This window comes from Arthrobacter sp. SAFR-179 (assembly GCF_059414945.1).
Genome location: NZ_JBPFDM010000003.1, coordinates 229,331 through 247,384, shown reverse-complemented (window position 1 = coordinate 247,384; position 18,054 = coordinate 229,331). Strand labels below are relative to the sequence as shown.

15 protein-coding genes are annotated in these 18,054 nt (G+C 67.5%); 4 read left to right on the top strand and 11 right to left on the bottom strand.

Annotated features, from left to right (window positions below; all coding sequences use genetic code 11):
* Window positions 1-5 precede the first annotated feature (5 nt).
* Together ACR65K_RS08010 and ACR65K_RS08005 are read left to right on the top strand one after the other, a co-directional pair.
* Entirely contained in the window at window positions 6-392 is a 387-nt protein-coding gene (locus ACR65K_RS08010) for a hypothetical protein (protein ID WP_440152139.1), read from the top strand.
* 139 nt (window positions 393-531) lie between these two features.
* Window positions 532-780: a hypothetical protein gene (locus ACR65K_RS08005; RefSeq protein WP_440152138.1), complete on the top strand. Its 249-nt coding sequence runs from the start codon at window positions 532-534 to the stop codon at window positions 778-780.
* Window positions 781-820: 40 nt separating this feature from the next.
* Here ACR65K_RS08005 and ACR65K_RS08000 read toward each other — a convergent pair whose 3' ends face one another.
* Genes ACR65K_RS08000 through ACR65K_RS07990 form a run of 3 tightly spaced genes read right to left on the bottom strand, consistent with a single transcriptional unit; the run spans window position 821 to window position 5,998 of the window.
* Window positions 821-2,383 carry an FAD-dependent oxidoreductase gene (locus tag ACR65K_RS08000; RefSeq protein WP_440152136.1) on the bottom strand — a complete coding sequence of 521 codons (1,563 nt, stop codon included), beginning with the start codon at window positions 2,381-2,383 and terminating at the stop codon, window positions 821-823.
* Window positions 2,380-4,584 (bottom strand): molybdopterin oxidoreductase family protein, encoded by a 2,205-nt coding sequence (locus ACR65K_RS07995; protein WP_440152134.1) that lies wholly within the window; start codon window positions 4,582-4,584, stop codon window positions 2,380-2,382. Before ACR65K_RS07995 ends, ACR65K_RS08000 begins: the two co-directional genes overlap by 4 nt.
* A 1-nt stretch (window position 4,585) precedes the next feature.
* Window positions 4,586-5,998: an MFS transporter gene (locus tag ACR65K_RS07990; RefSeq protein ID WP_440152133.1), complete on the bottom strand. Its 1,413-nt coding sequence runs from the start codon at window positions 5,996-5,998 to the stop codon at window positions 4,586-4,588.
* 276 nt (window positions 5,999-6,274) lie between these two features.
* Between ACR65K_RS07990 and ACR65K_RS07985 the strand changes: the two genes are divergently transcribed.
* Window positions 6,275-7,687, top strand: a complete 1,413-nt coding sequence (locus ACR65K_RS07985; protein ID WP_440152132.1) for an MFS transporter — start codon at window positions 6,275-6,277, stop codon at window positions 7,685-7,687.
* A gap of 57 nt (window positions 7,688-7,744) precedes the next feature.
* Here the strand turns inward: ACR65K_RS07985 and ACR65K_RS07980 are convergent, their stop codons facing one another.
* From ACR65K_RS07980 to ACR65K_RS07955, 6 genes are all read right to left on the bottom strand, one after another.
* Window positions 7,745-8,476: a glutamine amidotransferase gene (locus ACR65K_RS07980; protein WP_440152131.1), complete on the bottom strand. Its 732-nt coding sequence runs from the start codon at window positions 8,474-8,476 to the stop codon at window positions 7,745-7,747.
* Between the two features lie 43 nt (window positions 8,477-8,519).
* Entirely contained in the window at window positions 8,520-8,957 is a 438-nt protein-coding gene (locus ACR65K_RS07975) for a YybH family protein (protein ID WP_056332223.1), read from the bottom strand.
* 17 nt (window positions 8,958-8,974) lie between these two features.
* The gene (locus tag ACR65K_RS07970; protein WP_440152129.1) at window positions 8,975-10,786 is read right to left on the bottom strand and encodes an acetyl/propionyl/methylcrotonyl-CoA carboxylase subunit alpha; all 1,812 of its coding nucleotides are present in this window, start codon (window positions 10,784-10,786) and stop codon (window positions 8,975-8,977) included.
* 129 nt (window positions 10,787-10,915) lie between these two features.
* Window positions 10,916-11,560 (bottom strand): Maf family protein, encoded by a 645-nt coding sequence (locus ACR65K_RS07965; RefSeq protein WP_056332218.1) that lies wholly within the window; start codon window positions 11,558-11,560, stop codon window positions 10,916-10,918.
* A 9-nt stretch (window positions 11,561-11,569) separates the two neighbouring features.
* The gene (locus ACR65K_RS07960) at window positions 11,570-14,092 is read right to left on the bottom strand and encodes an MMPL family transporter (protein WP_440152128.1); all 2,523 of its coding nucleotides are present in this window, start codon (window positions 14,090-14,092) and stop codon (window positions 11,570-11,572) included.
* 18 nt (window positions 14,093-14,110) lie between these two features.
* Complete coding sequence (locus tag ACR65K_RS07955; RefSeq protein ID WP_440152127.1) at window positions 14,111-14,788, bottom strand: TetR/AcrR family transcriptional regulator; 678 nt, start codon at window positions 14,786-14,788, stop codon at window positions 14,111-14,113.
* 165 nt (window positions 14,789-14,953) lie between these two features.
* Here ACR65K_RS07955 and ACR65K_RS07950 point away from each other — a divergent pair, with 165 nt between their 5' ends.
* On the top strand, window positions 14,954-15,517 hold the full coding sequence (locus tag ACR65K_RS07950; protein ID WP_440152126.1) for a hypothetical protein: 564 nt from the start codon (window positions 14,954-14,956) through the stop codon (window positions 15,515-15,517).
* 84 nt (window positions 15,518-15,601) lie between these two features.
* Here the strand turns inward: ACR65K_RS07950 and ACR65K_RS07945 are convergent, their stop codons facing one another.
* Entirely contained in the window at window positions 15,602-17,053 is a 1,452-nt protein-coding gene (locus tag ACR65K_RS07945; protein WP_440152125.1) for a dicarboxylate/amino acid:cation symporter, read from the bottom strand.
* Window positions 17,054-17,172: 119 nt separating this feature from the next.
* A complete protein-coding gene (locus ACR65K_RS07940; protein WP_440152123.1) occupies window positions 17,173-18,042 on the bottom strand; it encodes a phosphatase PAP2 family protein in 870 nt (289 codons plus the stop codon).
* Between the last annotated feature and the right edge of the window lie 12 nt (window positions 18,043-18,054).

Sequence of the window (18,054 nt, the reverse complement as noted above, 5' to 3'; positions counted from 1 at the left end):
GGGGAATGATGGACCCAGCCTCGCGTGCCAGGCGGATCGCTGCCGGGCCGCTGCCCTCACAGCTGCTGGCCGGCAGGCACGGTACAACTCCTGAAGCATCCTCGGCCCCACCAGGTTCCGGCCCTGACGGCACCGAAGAAGCGCCTTTTGATCCCCTGCGTCTGTGCATCTTCGCCACAGTTGCCCTGTTGGGGTGGCTCGCTGGCCCCCTGGCGCTGTCCGTCTTTGCAGCCATAGGACTCATTGGATACTGGAAAGCGCGCCGACGCGGCCTCAAGAAGTCCAAGTGCTACCTGCGCGATACGCGGCTGGTGCTGGCTTATCTGGGTGTCCTCCTGGCCTCCGGTGTCTACGGAATCTACCTGCTCGCGGGTCGTATGTTCGGGGTGTAAAAGGGCGCCCAGCAGCAGGATGTCCTGGAGGCTGGACCGCTGAACGGGCATCTGCATAAACTCGAACAAGGCATGGCCGGGAATTTCCAACGAAGTTCCCGGCCGTACCTTTATGACCCGTCAACGCGAGGAGAAGCCCATGGAATTGCAGGATGTGAAATGGAACGAGCAGGCGCGTGAAAAGATCCTGCTGGACGCCGACCGGGCCCTGCAGGAGGCTGTCCGCGAAGCGGCGTCGTCGCTGTCCGGATCTGGCAAGGACCAGGTGTACAAATTCCTGTTTGAAAAGCTCAAGGACCAGTTCGTGGACTTCCAGCCGGGTCCGGACCTGAGCCAGTACGCGGAGGCCGTGGCCAACGGGGAGCTTGACCCGGCAGGTACGGCCTAGAAAGCGGCTGCCGGCCCTGCCGATCCTGTGCAGGGCACGGTCAGGCTGCCGGTACCGCCTGGAAGTGCCGTTCGATGAGGCCCTTGATGTCCTCGTGGCAGCCGCCGCAGCCAGTGCCCGCGCGGGTGGCCTTGGAGACGTCCGCCACCGTGGAACACCCTTCCTCCACCGCTCCCTGGATGGCAGCACCGCTGACGCCCGCACACCTGCACACGGTCCCGGCGGGGTCTGCCGCGGCGGCGGCGGCCAGTTGGTCCGGCCCATCCAGGCGGAGGAGGAGCGAGCGGTCGGCAGGCAGTTCGGCGCCCCGTTCAAAGAGTCCCACCAGTTCTGAGGCGGTGCGGGGCATGCCCACCGCCACCAGACCTTCGAGCACTCCGCCGCGCGTGGTCATCTTGACGTACCGGCCATGCTCGGGATCAGCCCACTGGGCTACCTGCAGGCGGGCCCTGCCGTTGGCTGCCCCGGCCGTAAGCGCTTCGTCATCCCAGGGATCGGCGGCGTTGTTCCCGGCCACAGCCATGTTCATGCCACGGGCTTTCAGGACCACGACGCCGGGCTGTTCAGGCGGCAGGGCGGGCAGCAGTTCCGCCTCTTCCGCGTCGCCGGCGGCCAGCAGCGTGAGATAGCCAGCCAGCCACTCGGCCTGCCGCCAGCCCGGGCCCACCAGCCCGGACGGCCCGGTGGAGTTCCGGCACGCGGCGCAGCCGGGGTCCGGGCAGCGGACCTCCGCACAGTCGCCGATGGCAAAGATGTGCGGTTCGTGGTGTGCCCGCAGGCGGTGGTCCACCAGGATCCCGGTCCCGGTGGAAAGTCCGCAGCCATCGGCCAGCTCGGTGCGGGGACGCACGCCGCACGAGATGACCAGGAGGTCGCCGTCAATCGCCTGTCCGTCGTCCAGCAGCAAAGCGGAGAAGCCGCCGTCGGGAGCGTTGTGCTCAACGCCGGTGGAGCGGGCGTTGCCGGCCACGCGGACACCGCAGCGCCGGAGTCCGGCAGCCAGCACGGCTCCGCCGCCGCGGTCGATGCTGCGGCCCAGGGGGTGCGGCCCGTTGTGGACCACTGTGACGGTGGCGCCTTCCTCGGCGGCGGCCAGCGCCGTTTCCAGGCCCAGGACTCCGCCGCCCAGGACCACCACCCGCTTGCCGCCGTCCACCGCCTGCCGCAGGACAGCCGCGTCACGGAGGTCCCGCAGTGCCGTGACACCTGCGGGAAGCACGGGCGAGGCCGGATCCGGGTTGATCCCGGTCAGGTTCGGGATGACGGGCCGGGACCCGGTGGCAAACACCAGCCGGTCGTAGTGCACGGGTGCGCCGCCGGCGAGCAGGACCTGCTGCCGGGCCCTGTCCACGCGTTTGACGCGCACGCCCAGCCGGACCTCCACGCCCTCGGCGGCGAGTTCGGCGGCGTCGGCAAGGGCCAGTGCGTCAGCGGTGGTCCGGCCAACGCCGAGGTCGGCCACGAGGACGCGGTTGTAGGCGCCCTCGTTCTCCTCGCCGAGCACAGTGAGCTGGACCTGCCCTGTCCGCACAGCGGGGAGGAGCTCGTCCACCAGCCTGGCGGCCACGGGGCCGAATCCCACGATGACAATCTGCTCGGTCATGAGGCCTCCGTCGTTTGCAGCATGCGGGCGGAATCGGGTGCGGCCACGGGCCGGACCCATACGGTGTTGAACTTGAATTCGGGCATCCCGGAGATGGGATCGGTGGCGGCTTCGGTGAGGCGGTTGGCGCTTTCCGCGCCGGGGAAGTGGAAGGGAAGGAAGACCGTCTCGGGACGGATGGCGGTGCTCAGTTCCGCCCGGCAGACCACCTCACCGCGCCCGTTCACCACGGAGACCAGTGATCCGGCGGCGATGCCCATGGCGTCTGCCGCAGAGGGATGGATCTGGACCCTGGCTTCAGGCTGGGCGGCGACGAGTTCGGCCACGCGCCGGGTCTGGGCGCCGGACTGGTAATGCTCCAGGAGCCGGCCGGTGATGAGGGTCATGGCTTTGCCGGCGGGGTCCACGGAGGCGGCGGCGTCGTTGGCAGGAGTACGACGGCGGCGCGGCACCACCGGGTCCATCTGCGCCTTCCCGTCGGGGTGCGCGAAGCCATCCGCGAACAGGCGCGGTGTTCCGCTGCTGCCGGCCGGGTAGGGCCAGTAGGCGGCTTCGCCGCGGTCCAGCATGGCGTAGTCGATGCCCGAGTAGTCGGCCAGCCCGCCCGCGGAGGCACGGCGCAGTTCCTCGAAAACTGTTTCCGGATCCTCGCTGTAGGTGGACGGGGCGTCGAGCCTCTCGGCGAGGCGGGCCATGATCCACAGCTCGCCGCGGGCGCCGGCGGGAGGGGAGATGGCGCGGCGGCGGCGCAGCACGCGTCCCTCCAGGTTGGTCAAGGTCCCGTCCTCTTCGGCCCACTGCAGCACGGGGAGGATCAGGTCCGCCTCGGCGGCGGTTTCGGACATGAAAAAGTCGCAGACCACCAGGAAGTCCAGGCTCCGCAACCCCTCGATCACAGCGTTGGCATCCGGTGCTGCCACGGCAATGTTGGAGGCGTGCACAAAAAGGCACCGGACGCCGTCGGGCTTTCCCAATGACTTCAGCAGCTGTACGGCGGGCAGGCCCGGTCCGGGGATGGTCTCCTCCGGAACCCCCCAGACGGCGGCGACGTGCGCGCGGGCGGCGGGATCAGTGATCTTGCGGTACCCGGGCAGCTGGTCCGCCTTCTGGCCGTGCTCGCGGCCGCCCTGGCCGTTGCCCTGGCCGGTGAGGGTTCCATAACCGCTGCGGGCCGTACCGGGCAGGCCCAGCAGGAGGCTGAGGTTGATGGCGGCGGTGGCGGTGTCGGTGCCGTCGACGTGCTGTTCCACGCCGCGTCCCGTGAGGATGTAGCTCCCGCCTTCCCGTGCCCCCGTGGCAAGCATGCGGGCAGTCTGGCGGATAAGGTCCGCGGGGACGCCGGTCAATGACTGGACGCGTTCGGGCCAGAAGGCGTTGATGCTGCGGACCACGGCGTTATAGCCCGAGGTGCGCGCCTGGATGTAGGCGGTGTCCACGAGGTTCTCGTGGATGACCACGTGGGACAGGCCCAGCAGCAGGGTGAGGTCGGTGCCGGGCAGCGGCTGGAGGTGGAGGCCGCCGCCGTCCGCGGTGAAGGCTGCCGTTGCGGAACGGCGGGGATCAACCACCACCAGCCCGCCGGCGTCGCGGGCTCCGCGCAGGTGCTGCACGAACGGCGGCATGGTCTCGGCAACGTTTGAACCGAGCATCAGGATGGTGCTGGCAGTGTCCAGGGCTTCGAGCGGGAAGGGCAGGCCGCGGTCCACGCCGAAGGCACGCATTCCCGCGGCGGCGGCGGAGGACATGCAGAACCGGCCGTTGTAGTCGATGCGGGAGGTGCCGAGGGCCAGGCGGGCAAACTTCCCCAGCATGTAGGCCTTTTCATTGGTGAGGCCACCGCCGCCGAAAACGCCGACGCCGTCCGCCCCGTAGCGTGCGCGGGCGTCCTTCACGGCCTGGGCGGCGAGGTCCAGGGCCTGGTCCCAGGTTATGGGCCGGTGTACGCCGTCGGGACCTTTCAGGAGCGGTTCGGTGATCCGGCCGGCGTGGTTCAGGAGTGCGGGGGAGGTCCAGCCCTTGCGGCACAGGCCGCCGCGGTTGGTGGGGAAGTCCCGGCCTGCAACCTCCAGTGCAGGAGCGGGAAGTGCAGGCGCGGGGCCTGGCCCCGGCTGGGCAGCCGGGGCCAGGCCCGCAGGGGACGTGAGCGTCATGGCGCACTGCAGGGCGCAGTAGGGGCAGTGCGTGTCGGCGCTTTTGGTCATGTTAGACGTGTCCCATCGCGTTCCGGCCGGCGTTGCGGATGTAGCAGGCCCAGCAGACCAGCAGCATCAGGACGTAGGCGCCAACGAATCCGTAGAAGGCCGGGGTGTAGGAGCCGCTGGCGGTGCTGGAGGCGTTCAGGACCTGGGGGATGACGAACCCGCCGTACGCCCCGATCGCGGAGATCAGCCCGAGGGCCGAGGACGCCAGGCGCTGGGTGGCCACCGGGCTTGCGCCCCTGCGTGCGGCCCGGCTGGAGGTGGCGAAGATGACCGGGATCATCCGGTACGTGGCGCCGTTTCCAAAGCCGCTGGCGGTGAACAGCATCAGGAAGAGGACCAGGAAGAGCCAGAAGTTCTTCAACGGCAGGGTCCAGATCATGGTGAGCGTGATGACGGCCATGGAAGCGAAGGCAGCCACGGTCATCCGGGCCCCGCCCATGCGGTCCGCCATGCGTCCGCCGTAGGGGCGGGCCAGCGAGCCCACCAGGGGGCCCAGGAATGCAAGGGACAGTGCCACGGTGCCTACTCCGATGGAGGAGAACGCGGGGAAGTAGTCCTTGATCAGCTTGGGGAATACCCCTGCGAAGCCGATGAAGGAGCCGAAGGTACCGATGTACAGCAGCGCCATGATCCACAGGTGTGGTTCCTTGAGCGCCGCGACCGAGCCGGCCACGTCGCCCTTGGCGCTGGTGAGGTTGTTCATGTACTTGAAGGCGCCAAAGGCCGCCAGAAGGATGAAGGGAACCCACATCCAGCCGGCCATGGGCAGGTTGACGGTGCCGACGGCCAGCAGGGTGATCACGATGGGAACGGCAAGCTGTGCGACGGCGGCGCCCAGGTTTCCGCCAGCGGCGTTCAGGCCCAGCGCCCAGCCCTTTTCCCTGGCCGGGTAGAAGAAGGTGATGTTCGCCATGGAGCTGGCGAAGTTGCCGCCGCCGAAGCCGGCGAGGGCGGCCACGAGCAGCATGACGCCGAAGGGAGTTTCCGGGTTGGAGACACACAGGGCCAGTCCGGTGGAGGGGATCAGGAGCAGCAGGGCGGACACGATGGTCCAGTTGCGGCCGCCGAAGCGGGGAACCATGAAGGTGTACGGGATGCGGAGGGTGGCACCCACGAGGCTTGGCATCGAGATGAGCCAGAAGATTTCCGAGGTGGAGAAGGTGAAGCCGGCGGCGGGAAGCTGGACCACCACGATGGACCACAGCTGCCAGACGACGAAGCCGAGGAATTCGGCGAAGATGGACCAGTTCAGGTTGCGGCGGGCGATGGCGCGGCCGGCGGTTTCCCATTGTTCCTTGTTCTCGGCATCCCAGTTGGCGATCCAGCGGCCGGGGCGGAATTCAAGGGCAAGGGTGTCTGTGGTGCTGGTAGGGCCGGGCTGTACGCCGGCATCGACAGTGCGCTCAACAGTCACGGGTTACCTCCTTTGGGGGATGTTGTTCCTCCAAGGTAGGGACGGCGCGTTTCGAGGACAGGCGATCTATGTTTCCGCACTGTGACTTTTGCCTATCCGGCCTGCGGCGGCAGCGTGAGGCGCCGGTGAAGGACCAGAACGTGAGACTCACAACACTGGTCCGCATAGTGGACGTTTCGTCCATTGACTGGACGGGGGGAAGTAAGATCGAACTCTAACTATTCGAGCCGGGAGGCAGTCCGCTGTGCCCGGCCGGTCTTACGAAAGCGTTTACCTATGTCATCCACCGATACCAGCACGGTGCCCGGTTCGCACCAGCCGGTGAACTCCCGCGGCCGCGTCATTGTTGCGAGCCTGATCGGCACCACCGTGGAGTTCTACGACTTCTACGTGTACGCCACCGCAGCCGTGCTTGTCTTCCCCCAGCTCTTCTTCCCGAGCGCCAACGAAACCACCCAGCTGCTGAGCTCGTTCGCAGTGTTCGGCGTGGCATTCATTGCCCGCCCCCTCGGCTCGATCGTCTTCGGGCACTTCGGCGACAAATTCGGCCGCAAGGGCACGCTGGTGGCTTCGCTGCTGACCATGGGTATCGCCACGTTCCTCATCGGCTGCCTGCCCACGGCAAAGGTGGAAGGCTGGGAATTCTGGGCTCCGGCCCTGCTCGTGGTGATGCGCTTCGCCCAGGGACTGGCCCTCGGCGGTGAATGGAGCGGTGCCGCACTGCTGGCCACCGAGAACGCCCCTGCCAACAAGCGCGCCATCTACGGCACGTTCCCCCAGCTGGGCGCACCCATCGGCTTCATCATCGCCAACGTGATCTTCCTGGTGGCCAGCTACACGCTGTCTCCGCAGGCCTTCATGGACTGGGGCTGGCGCGTGCCGTTCCTGCTCAGCGCCATCATGGTGATCATTGGCCTGTATGTGCGTCTCAAGCTCATCGAAACCCCCGCCTTCACCAAGGTGGTGGAGTCCAAGGAGGTGGCAAAGCTGCCCCTGGGCCGCGTCTTCAAGACCAGCTGGCGCCAGCTGATCCTGGGCACCTTCATCATGCTGGCCACGTACGTGCTGTTCTACCTGATGACCACCTTCACCCTGACCTACGGCACGCGGCCCGCGAGCGTCGAGGCTGCCAAGGCAGCAGCCGAAAAGGCCGGAAAGCCGATGACCGAGGCGGCTGCCGCCGCGTTCGTTCCGGGCCTTGGCTACACCCGCAACGACTTCCTCTGGATGCTGATTGCCGGCGTCGTCTTCTTCGGCATCTTCACCCTGGTCTCCGGACCGCTGGCCGAGAAGTACGGCCGCCGCAAGATGCTCCTGGCCGTCACTGCGGGCATCTTCGTGTTCGGCCTGCTGTTCGTGCCGCTGTTCAGCGGCGGCTTTGTGGGCACCATGGGCCTGCTGATCCTTGGGTTCTCCCTCATGGGCCTCACCTTTGGACCCATGGGAGCGCTGCTGCCGGAGCTGTTCCCCACCAACGTCCGGTACACCGGCTCGGCAATCAGCTACAACTTCTCCAGCATCCTGGGTGCCGCCGTGGCTCCGTTCATCGCCGTGGCCCTGTGGGAAGCGGCCAAGGGCAGCCCCGTCCTGGTGGGCGTCTACCTGACGGTCATGTCCGTGCTCACCCTGGTTGCGCTGTTCCTCACCCGCGAAACCCGCGACCTGGACTACGAGAACAACGTGGCCTGACTCTTCGAATGCGGCAATGCCCGGCGTGGCCATCCGGCCCGCCGGGCATTGTCATGTTCAGCGGGCGTAGCGGGCCACGAAGTTCTTCAGCACGGCCATGGGTTCGGTGACGGTGAACCTTCGGGCGTTGTCCATCAGTTCCTCGGCGGATTCCGGCGGGAAGTAGCCGGCGTGCCGGTAGATGTCGATCCGCGTCACCAGGCCGTCGGCGTCCAGCTCTGGGTGGAACTGGGTGGCGTAGAGATTGGTCTTGATCCGGAACATGTGGACCGGGCAGGTGGCTGAGCTCGCCAGCAGCACCGCATGCGGTGGCAGCGAACTGACGGCCTCCTTGTGTCCGGTAAAGGCAGTGAAGGTCCGCGGCATGCCCTGCAGCAGCGGGTCCTGGAGCCCGGCGTCGGTCAGCTCGATCTCCACGGCGCCCAGCGGCTCGCCATAGGTCCGGTCGATGACGGCGCCTTGGTGCCTACCCAGGGTGCCCACCCCGTAGCAGGCGCCCAGGAACGGGAAGTCGCGGGCCACCAGCTGGTCCAGGAGGGCTGACAACTCCCGCTCCACCCGGTGCTGGACCGGGCTCTTCTGCTCGGGTGGGTCGCTGGAGGTGAACGGGCTTCCGCCCACGATGACGCCGGAGAACTCCGAAAGATCCAGCGCGGGCAGGGGAGCGGCCTCGAGCCGAACCCGGCGCAGCTCCCGTTCCTCCAGGCCGCCGTACCTCAGGTAGGCGGCGTATTCGTCCTCCGCGGCGGCGTCTTCCGCGCGGGAGGCGAGGAGCAGGAAAGGCAGCATGAGCTAAGTCTGCATCCTGGCTTCGCCCCCGGCCAGCACCGGCTCAGCCGGCGGGCTGGGTCAGCGACCGGCGGGACTGCGGCCGGGCAGCGGGATCGGCGTGGCGGTGCACCAGCTTCCAGTACCCTTCCTCGCGGCGGAAGATGCTGGTCACGCGCAGCGCGAACTCCTCTGTGGCGGCTGCCCCGTCCAGCCGTGCACGGAAGTGCTCGGTCTCCACCAGGTAGGCGGTGTCGCGGGCGGTGTAGGAGGTGACGGTATCGAAGCCCAGCATTTCGCCATCGCGGAACTGCCGTGCCGCCTGGTCCAGGCGGGCCTCCACCTGCGCCCAGCCGCGGGCTATGCCGCCGAAGGGATTGGCCAGGGTGACGTCGTCAAGGCGGGAGTAGAGCTCCTTGATGGGGGCCGGATTGCCCTGGGTGATTTCGGGAACCGCCTGGTGGTAACGGTCCACTTCTTCCTGGAAGCTTGGTGCGAGCATGGCTGCCGGGCTGCTTTCTAGTCTTCGATGGTGGCGATGATGGCGCCCGCGGACACCGTTTCGCCGGCCGTTGCCGTCAGGCCCGTGATGGTGCCTGACCGGTGGGCGGTGAGGGGCTGCTCCATCTTCATGGCCTCGAGGACCACCACCAGGTCGCCTTCGGACACCACGTCCCCGTGCGTCACGGCCACCTTCACGATGGTGCCCTGCATGGGGGAGGTGAGGGCGTTGCCGGTGGCGGCTGCGGGGCCGGCGGAACGGGACCGCTTCTTGGACTTGCCCGGCTTGCCGGCGGCGGCTGCCGCCGTGCCCGGCGTGCCCAGGGAGGCGGGGAGGACCACCTCAAGGCGCTTGCCGCCCACTTCCACCACCACGCGCTGGCGCTCCTCGCCAGCACTGTCGGCGTCCGCGGTGCCGTCCGGGGTCCAGGCGGGGATGTCGTTCACGAAGGACGTCTCGATCCAGCGCGTGTGGACCTTGAACGGTCCCTCGGCGGGGGCGAAATCGGGGTTGGAGACGACGGCGAGGTCGAACGGGATGACGGTGGGGATACCCTCCACCACCATTTCCTCCAGGGCGCGGCGGGAGCGCTGCAGGGCCTGGGTGCGGTTGGCGCCGGTGACGATCAGCTTGGAGAGCATGGAGTCGAAGTTGCCGCTGATGACGTCGCCCTGCTCCACGCCGGAGTCGATCCGGACGCCGGGGCCGGTGGGGTTCTTCAGGCCTGTGATGGTGCCCGGGGCGGGCATGAAGTTCCGGCCGGGGTCCTCGCCGGTGATGCGGAACTCGATCGAGTGGCCGCGGACCTCGGGGTCGCCGTAGCCCAGTTCCTCGCCGCGGGCCAGCCGGAACTGTTCGCGGACCAGGTCGATTCCGGTGACTTCCTCGGAGACGCAGTGCTCCACCTGCAGGCGGGTGTTGACCTCAAGGAAGGAGATGGTGCCGTCCTGGCCGACGAGGAACTCGCAGGTGCCGGCGCCGAGGTAGCCGGCCTCCTTCAGGATGGCCTTGGAGGATTCGTAGAGCCGCTGGTTCTGTTCGTCGGTGAGGAATGGTGCCGGGGCCTCTTCGACCAGTTTCTGGTTGCGGCGCTGCAGTGAGCAGTCGCGGGTGGAGACAACGACCACATTGCCGTGCGCGTCGGCGAGGCACTGGGTCTCGACGTGCCGCGGTGCGTCCAGGAAGCGTTCAATGAAGCACTCGCCGCGGCCGAAGGCGGCCGTGGCTTCGCGGACGGCGGATTCGAACAGTTCGGGGATCTCTTCGCGGGTTCGTGCCACCTTGATGCCGCGTCCGCCGCCGCCGAAGGCTGCCTTGATGGCCACGGGCAGGCCGAACTTGTCCACGAATTCGAGGATTTCCTCGGCGGATTCCACCGGATCGGCCGTGCCGGGGACCTGCGGGGCGCCGACCTTCTCGGCGATGTGCCGTGCCTGGACCTTGTCGCCCAGCGCGGAGATCGCCTCGGGGGAGGGGCCGATCCAGGTGATGCCGGCTTCGATCACGCGTGCGGCAAACTGGGCATTTTCGGCCAGGAAGCCGTAGCCGGGGTGGATGGCATCGGCGCCGGAACGCAGGGCCACCTCGATCAGCTTGTCCATTACCAGGTAGGACTCTGCGGCGGTGCTGCCGCCCAGGGCGTAGGCCTCGTCGGCGAGCTTCACGTGCAGCGCGTCGCGGTCCGGGTCCGCGTAGACGGCCACGGAGGCAATGCCTTCGTCGCGCGCTGCACGGATGATGCGCACGGCGATTTCACCCCGGTTGGCGATCAGCACCTTTGTGAGGCTGGGCTGCGTGGTACCTGCGGACTGCTCCAAATTTGCTGACAAGGCGTCTCCTTCTTTCCTTCAGGGAGCCTAGCGCGGTTTTGAGGGTTCCGCCGATATTACTTGCGGAATCCGCGTGTAAAGCGGCCTTCCTTTGTAGGGAAGCTACAAGCTGTGCGGAAAGGGAGCGTTTTACCGCGGCGGCCAGAGGTCCGTGATGCGCACGTTGGCGGACGCGAGCAGGCCGCGCAGGGTGGAGACCGAAAGGCCGACGACGGCGTGCGGGTCGCCGTCGACCTTCCGGATGAAGGCCCCGCCCAGGCCGTCGATGGTGAAAGAGCCGGCACAGTGGAGTGGTTCACCGGTGGCGATGTAGGCGTCGATCTCTGCCGGGTCCATTTCCAGGAAGGAAACCTCGGCTGAGGCGACCGCCCCCACCGTGGCGCCCGAGCCGCGGCCGCCGCTGCCGGCGTCGTCCGTGTCCCTGCAGTCCACCAGCCAGTGCCCCGTGTGCAGTACCCCGGCGCTGCCGCTCATCCGGAGCATCCGCTCGCGGGCGACGTCGGCGGTGTAGGGCTTGCCGTGCGCCTCGCCGTCGAACTCGAAGACCGAGTCGCAGCCCAGCACCAGGGCACCGTCCGCTTCCGGCAGGGCCGCCACGGCCTCGGCCTTGGCGCGGGCCAGCAGCAGAGCGGTGTCGTGCGGGTCCGTGACGCCGTAGTGCGCCTGCACGGCTGCTTCGTCGACGTCGGAAACCAGCACGGTGTGCCGGATGCCGGCTTCGGCCAGGAGCTTGGTGCGGGCGGGGGACTGGGAGGCGAGGATCAGATGGAGCACCGCTTCAGCCTAGTGGACCAGCTCGCCGGAGACCGGTGCCGTCTTGCCGCGGTTGAGCTTGGCGCCCTCCACGTCCACGTCCGGCAGGATCCGGTCCAGCCACCGCGGCAGCCACCAGGACCTGGCGCCGAGCAGGTACATCACGGCCGGGACGATGGTCATGCGGACCACGAAGGCGTCGAACAGGACGCCGAACGCCATGGCAAAGCCCAGCGGCCGCACCATGGTGAGGTGGCTGAAGATGAAGCCGGAGAAGACGCTGACCATGATGATCGCGGCGGCGGTGACCACGGCGGCCGCGTGCCGGAAGCCAACCCGCACCGCTTCCTTGGCGGACGATCCGTGCATGTACGCCTCGCGCATACCGGAGGCGATGAACACCTGGTAGTCCATGGCCAGGCCGAACAGCACGCCGATCAGGATGATAGGCAGGAAGCTGAGCACCGCGCCGGGGTTGGCCACGTCGAACACGTTCCCCAGCCAGCCCCACTGGTACACGGCAACCACGGCACCGAAGGCCGCGGACAGGGACAGCAGGAAACCGCCCGTGGCCAGCAGCGGGACCACGATGGAGCGAAACACCAGCAGGAGCAGGATCAGGGAGAGTCCGACGACGATCGCCAGGTAGGGCGGCAGGGCGTCGCCGAGCTTGGTGGAGACGTCCACGTTGCCGGCGGTCTGCCCCGTCAGGCCCATGGTGACGTCGTAGTCCGCCTTGATCTCACCGTTCAGCCCGCGCAGTTCGGACACCACCTTGACGGTGCTGGCGCTGGCCGGGCCTTCCTTGGGGATGACCTGGAACACGGCGGTGCGTCGGTCCTCGCTGAGCGCCACCGGCACGGCGGCCACCACGTTGTCCACGGCGCGAAGCTTGTCGGCGATGTCGTACTGCAGCGTCTGCGCCTGCGCTTCGTCCAGGTTGGCGGGGAACTCACCAACGGCCACGATGGGTCCCGTGACGCCTTCGCCGAAGCTGCGGGCGGTCAGGTCGTAGGCCTGGTAGGCCTCGGATTCCACGGGCTCGGAGCCGCCGTCCGGCAGGGCCAGCTGCAGCTGGGCGGCAGGAAGGGCCAGCGTGCCGAGCAGGAGGACACCGGCAACCAGGGCAACCCACGGGTGCCGGGTGACCAGGCCGCCCCAGCCGCGGGTGCTGCGTTCACGGTCGGTGGCAACGTCTGCCGCTTCATGGTCCGGTTCGGCGTTGTGGGCTTCCGCTTTGGCCCAGGCCCTCTTGGAGATGATGCGCGGCCCAATCAGGGAGAGCATGGCCGGCGTCAGGGTGATGGCCACGAGGACTGCCACTGCCACGGTTCCCGCTGCCGCGAGGCCCATGACGGTGAGGAACGGCAGACCGGGGACCACCAGGGCGGCAAGGGCGATGATGACGGTGAGGCCGGCGAATACGACGGCGTTGCCGGACGTCCCGTTGGCCCGGGCCACGGACTCCTGGGGGTCCATCCCGGCCAGCAGCTGGGTCCGGTGCCGGTTGACGATGAACAGGGAGTAGTCGATGCCCACAGCGAGGCCAAGCATGAGGGCCAGCATGGGGGAGATGGAGCTCATGTCGAACAAGCCGGAGAGCGCGAAGGTGATGCCGACACCCACGCCCACGCCGATGATGGCCATCAGCAGCGGCAGCCCGGCGGCGATCAGCGTGCCCAGCATGAGGATGAGGACCAGCGCTGCCACGGCAATGCCCACGATTTCAGCGGTGCCGAACAGGGCTGAGATGTCCTCGGTGATTTCCTTGCTGGCCAGCGCGGTGACGCCGGCGGCGGAGGTTTCGTGGGCGATCGCCTGCACCTGCTTACGCACGGCCGGGGCGAGTCCGTTGATGGAGGTCTTGAACTGCACCTGTGCCACCGCGGCCTTGTTGTCCTCTGATACGAAGCGGATGGCCGATGCTGCCTGGGCCTGGCGTTTGCCCTGTTCCAGCTTGGCCTTGTTGGCCGCCAGTTCCTGGGTGCCGGCGTCGAGCTTGGCCTGGCCCTGCGCCAAAGCTGCTTTTTGCTGGCCCAGCTGGGCTTCAATCAGTGCTGCCGGTGCCCCGGCGGCGGCGAGCTGCTGCTCGGCCGCGGCCAGCTGCGCCTTGCCGGCCTCCAGCTGGGTCCGGGATGCCTCGAGCTGTGCCTGTCCGGCCGCCAACTGCTGCTCGCCGTCGGTGATGGCCTTGCCGGCCTGGTCCACCTGAGCCTGGGTGGCGAAGGGATCCACCGTGCCGCGGACTTCGGGGAGGGTCTGGAGTTTCTTCAGGGCGTCGGTCACGGCCGCCCGGCTTTCGGCCGTGAAGCCGCCGTCCGGGGCTTGGAAAACGATCGTGGCGCTGCCGCCGGAGGCTGAGGGCAGTTCCTGCTTGAGCTTGTCCGCGATCCGCTGGGTTTCCGTTCCGGGGATCTGAAAGTTGTTGGACAGGGTGCCGTGGAATGCCGCGGCCGAGCCGCCCACGGCCACCAGCATGGCAAGCCACAGGGAGATGACCAGCCAGCGCCGGCGGTAGGAGAACGTGCCGAGGCGGTAGAGGAGGAGTGCCATGCGGGTGAACCGATCTGATCAGGAGGAACGGGTGGCGGATGGTGGAGCGGGGGTGTTGAAGCCGGTGGCCAGCAGGGCCATGGCATCGATGAGCAGTTGGCGGAGCTCTGCCAGGGATGCGGGTGTCAGGTCCGGGCCGCGCCGGCTGAACCAGACCTCCATGGCGGCTTTTCCGCAGGAGATGATGGAGCCGGCCAGCGCGTGGATGTATAACTCGTCCTGCGCTCCGGGGGTTCCGGCGAGGCGCTCGCGGGCCACGGTGAAGACCTGCGCCCGGCAGTGGTCCCATGCCTCGAGTTCGGTGTGCGACATCAGCGGGCTCTGCTGGGTCAGCGTGAACAGTTCTGCCAGCGGGGCCACGGCCTTGGGGTCGGCAAGCGCCACCAACGCGGCCTGGGCCGATTCCAGCATGGGCTCGTCCACCGGACGCAGGCGCAGTTGCTTGATCGCGTTATCCAGGAAGCCGTGGACGATGGAAGCCAGGGCGGCGTCGGTGCTGCTGAAGTAGTTGAAGAAGGTGCGGCGGGAGATCCCCGCGGTGTCGGCGATGTCCTCGACAGTGAAGTTTCCCGGCCCTTTGGACCGCAGGAGTCCCAGCGCGGCGTCGGTGATTGCCTGGCGGGTGGCGGCCTTGTTCAGTTCGCGCCGGGTAGGGGCTGCAGGCCCGGCGTCGGTATGTGCGATGGGATCGGTCACGCTCTTACACTATGTGCAAGTTTGCACTCCATGCAACTTACATTCACAGGAGAACGAAAGCTTCCCGACAGCCTCTCCTGAAGTGGCCTGGCGATGCTTGGTATGTCTCGCCACGAGGCACATCACCAGTAGCCGTCAGGCGGCGGCTCGATCAGGAGACACGATATGAACCCCACGAAGAAGATGACCCTGGGCATGTCGGGGGCAGCGCTGGCGCTTGCTGCCGGCATCGGTTTCGCCGGCATGGCCTCTGCGACCACCACCACACCCAGCCCCTCACCGAGCGCAAGCTCCAGCGCCTCGGCCGATGGAAGCACCGGCACGGCCCCTGACGGCATGGGACGCCACGGCGGCCGGGGCGGCCACGGCATGGCGCAGGCTTCCGCCCTCGCTGCCAAGCTTGGCGTGGACGAAGCCAAAGTGAGCGACGCGCTGAAGGCCTTCCGTGACGCCAACAAGCCCACCACACCGCCCGCTGACGGCCAGAAGCCTGATCCGGCCACCCACGAGGCGGCCCTGGCCAAGTCGCTGGCTGAATCGCTGGGCATCGACGAGGCAAAGGTGACCCAGGCCCTGGAGGAGCTTCGCACCGAGGCCCAGGCTGAACGCGCCGCCGGGCTCAAGACCCGCCTGGACCAGGCCGTCACCGACGGCAAGCTGACCCAGGCTGAGGCCGACGCCGTTACCAAAGCGGTCCAGAACGGGATCATCGGAGGTGGCGGCCGCTGACCTGAGCTGGCGGTTGGTCTGAGCCTTAAAGCAGGAACGTCCCCGGGAGAATCTCCCGGGGACGTTTCTTATGGCGGCGTTTGGTTACGCCTTGGCATCCTGCAGTTCGCGGGGTGCGGTGTCTGCGGTGGTGCCGTCGGTGGCGGATTCGCCGTTGTCGGCGACGCTGCCTGATTCTTCCTCAACAAAGGGCGTGCCGTTGCGGGGTGCGTTGTACAGCGTCTCATCCAGGATGCCCTGGCGCTTTGCCACGATGGTGGGGACCAGGGCCTGGCCGGCCACGTTCACGGCAGTGCGGCCCATGTCCAGGATGGGGTCGATGGCCAGCAGGAGTCCGACGCCGGCCAGCGGCAGCCCCAGCGTGGAGAGCGTCAGGGTGAGCATCACCACGGCGCCGGTGGTGCCGGCGGTTGCGGCGGAACCGAGCACGGAGACCAGGGCGATCAGCAGGTACTGGCTGAAGTCCAACTGGATGCCGAAGAACTGGGCCACGAAGATCGCCGAGATTGCCGGGTAGATCGCGGCGCAGCCGTCCATCTTGGTGGTGGCGCCCAGCGGCACGGCGAAGGAGGCGTAGGCGCGGGGGACGCCCAGGCTGCGTTCGGTCACGCGCTGGGTCAGCGGCAGGGTTCCCACGGAGGAGCGGGACACGAAGGCCAGCTGGACGGCAGGCCATACGCCGGAGAAGTACTGCTTGATGGACAGGCCGTGGCTGCGGACCAGGATGGGGTAGACCACGAACAGCACCAGGACCAGGCCGGCGTAGATGGCCACCGTGAACTTGCCCAGCGAGCCGATGGTGTCCCAGCCGTAGACGGCCACGGCGTTGCCGATGAGGCCAACGGTGCCCAGCGGTGCGATGCGGATGATCCACCAGAGGACCTTCTGGATCACGGCAAGGGCCGAGGCATTGAGGTTCAGGAACGGCTCCGCGGCCTTGCCCACCTTGAGTGCGGCGACGCCCACGGCGATGGCGATCACGAGGATCTGCAGGACGTTGAAGCTGATGGAGGTGGTGACGGCGCCGGACTCGGCGACGGTGGAGCTGGCACCCAGGCCCAGGAAGTTCTTGGGGAAGAGGCCCACGAGGAAAGCCCACCAGTCACCGGATTTGCCGGTGTACTTGGCGTCCCCGCTGATGCCCGTGTTGGCGCCGGGCTGCAGCAGCACGCCCAGGCCAATGCCGATCAGCACGGCGATCAGTGACGTGATGGCGAACCAGAGCAGCGTGTTCCACGCCAGCCGCGCGGCGTTGGACACCTGGCGCAGGTTGGAGATGGAGCTGACGACGGCGGTGAAGATCAGCGGGACCACGGCGGTCTGCAGCAGCGACACATAGCTTGAGCCGATGGTCTGCAGGGTGGCGCCGAGGGCGTTGGGGCTGGCCTTGGTGCTGCCGGTGTACTTTGCCAGCAGGCCGAGGCCCAGGCCCACGATGAGGGCGGCGATGATCTGGAAGCCGAACGATCCCGCCCACTTGGGCAGCTGGAATCCGGTCTTCCCTGCGGAGGAGGGGGTGCTTGTCTGAGTGCTCACCAAAACAAGCTAGACCCACAGCAAATACCACGTCGAAAGAATATTGAGAAATATTACGCGCCTATATTCGCGCCTGGAGCCCTAAAGCACCGGGAAATCAAGGGCGATACAGGGGTTTGTTACTTATTCCCAGGCAACGTGTGCTTAATATCTCGCGAGGCGTGGTGTTTCCGCACCGTCAGATACAGGCGGTGGGCAGTAATCACGACCGCCAGCCAGGCGGCACCCAGGGCCCAGGCGGCCAGGACGTCCGTGAGCCAATGGTGGCCCAGGAAGACTCTGCTCAGGCCAATCGCAACGGCGAAAAGGGCTGCTGCTGCCCCTGTGAGGATGCGGGCCCGCTTCGAATGAAGCCGCAGGATGACGAGGTAGGCCACGATGCCTGCAATCACTACCGCGTTCAGTGAATGTCCACTGGGGAAAGAGGCAGAGTGTTCGTAGGGCGGGACGGCGTCGCTGAGGTCCGGACGGGTGCGTCCCACCAGGCGCTTGCCGGCAATGGTCATCAGCAGCGATCCCAGGCCTGCCGTGATGATCAGGATGACTGGAGTCCAGGAGCGGCGGCGCAAGGCGAGGACCGCCATGATGATGATGGCCAGGACCGGCATGCCGATGGTCCCGCCCACATCCGTGAAGGCGGTGACAACCAGATCCAGCGCGGGGGTGCGGAGGTCCTTGCTGGCGGCGAGAACAGGATGGTCCAGTCCCGCCACCCCATCGGCGGCCACCACTGCCTCGTAGACCTCACTGAAGGCGGCGGTCAAGGCAGCGGAAATGACTGCACCTACCAGCAGGGTCAGGATCAATGCGCCGTGCGGGCCCAGCACCTGGCTGATGCGGTGGACTGCTCCGACCAGGCTCCGGCCCGTTCGGCTGTCCCATCGGGTAAGGTCCTTGCCTCCTACGGAAGTGTCCTGGCGCAGCTCACCCCGGACTCCCGTCCCGGCCGGTGTCCCTTGGAAGTCAGGCAATGCGGTCTCCCTGTTCATTTGGCAATACGC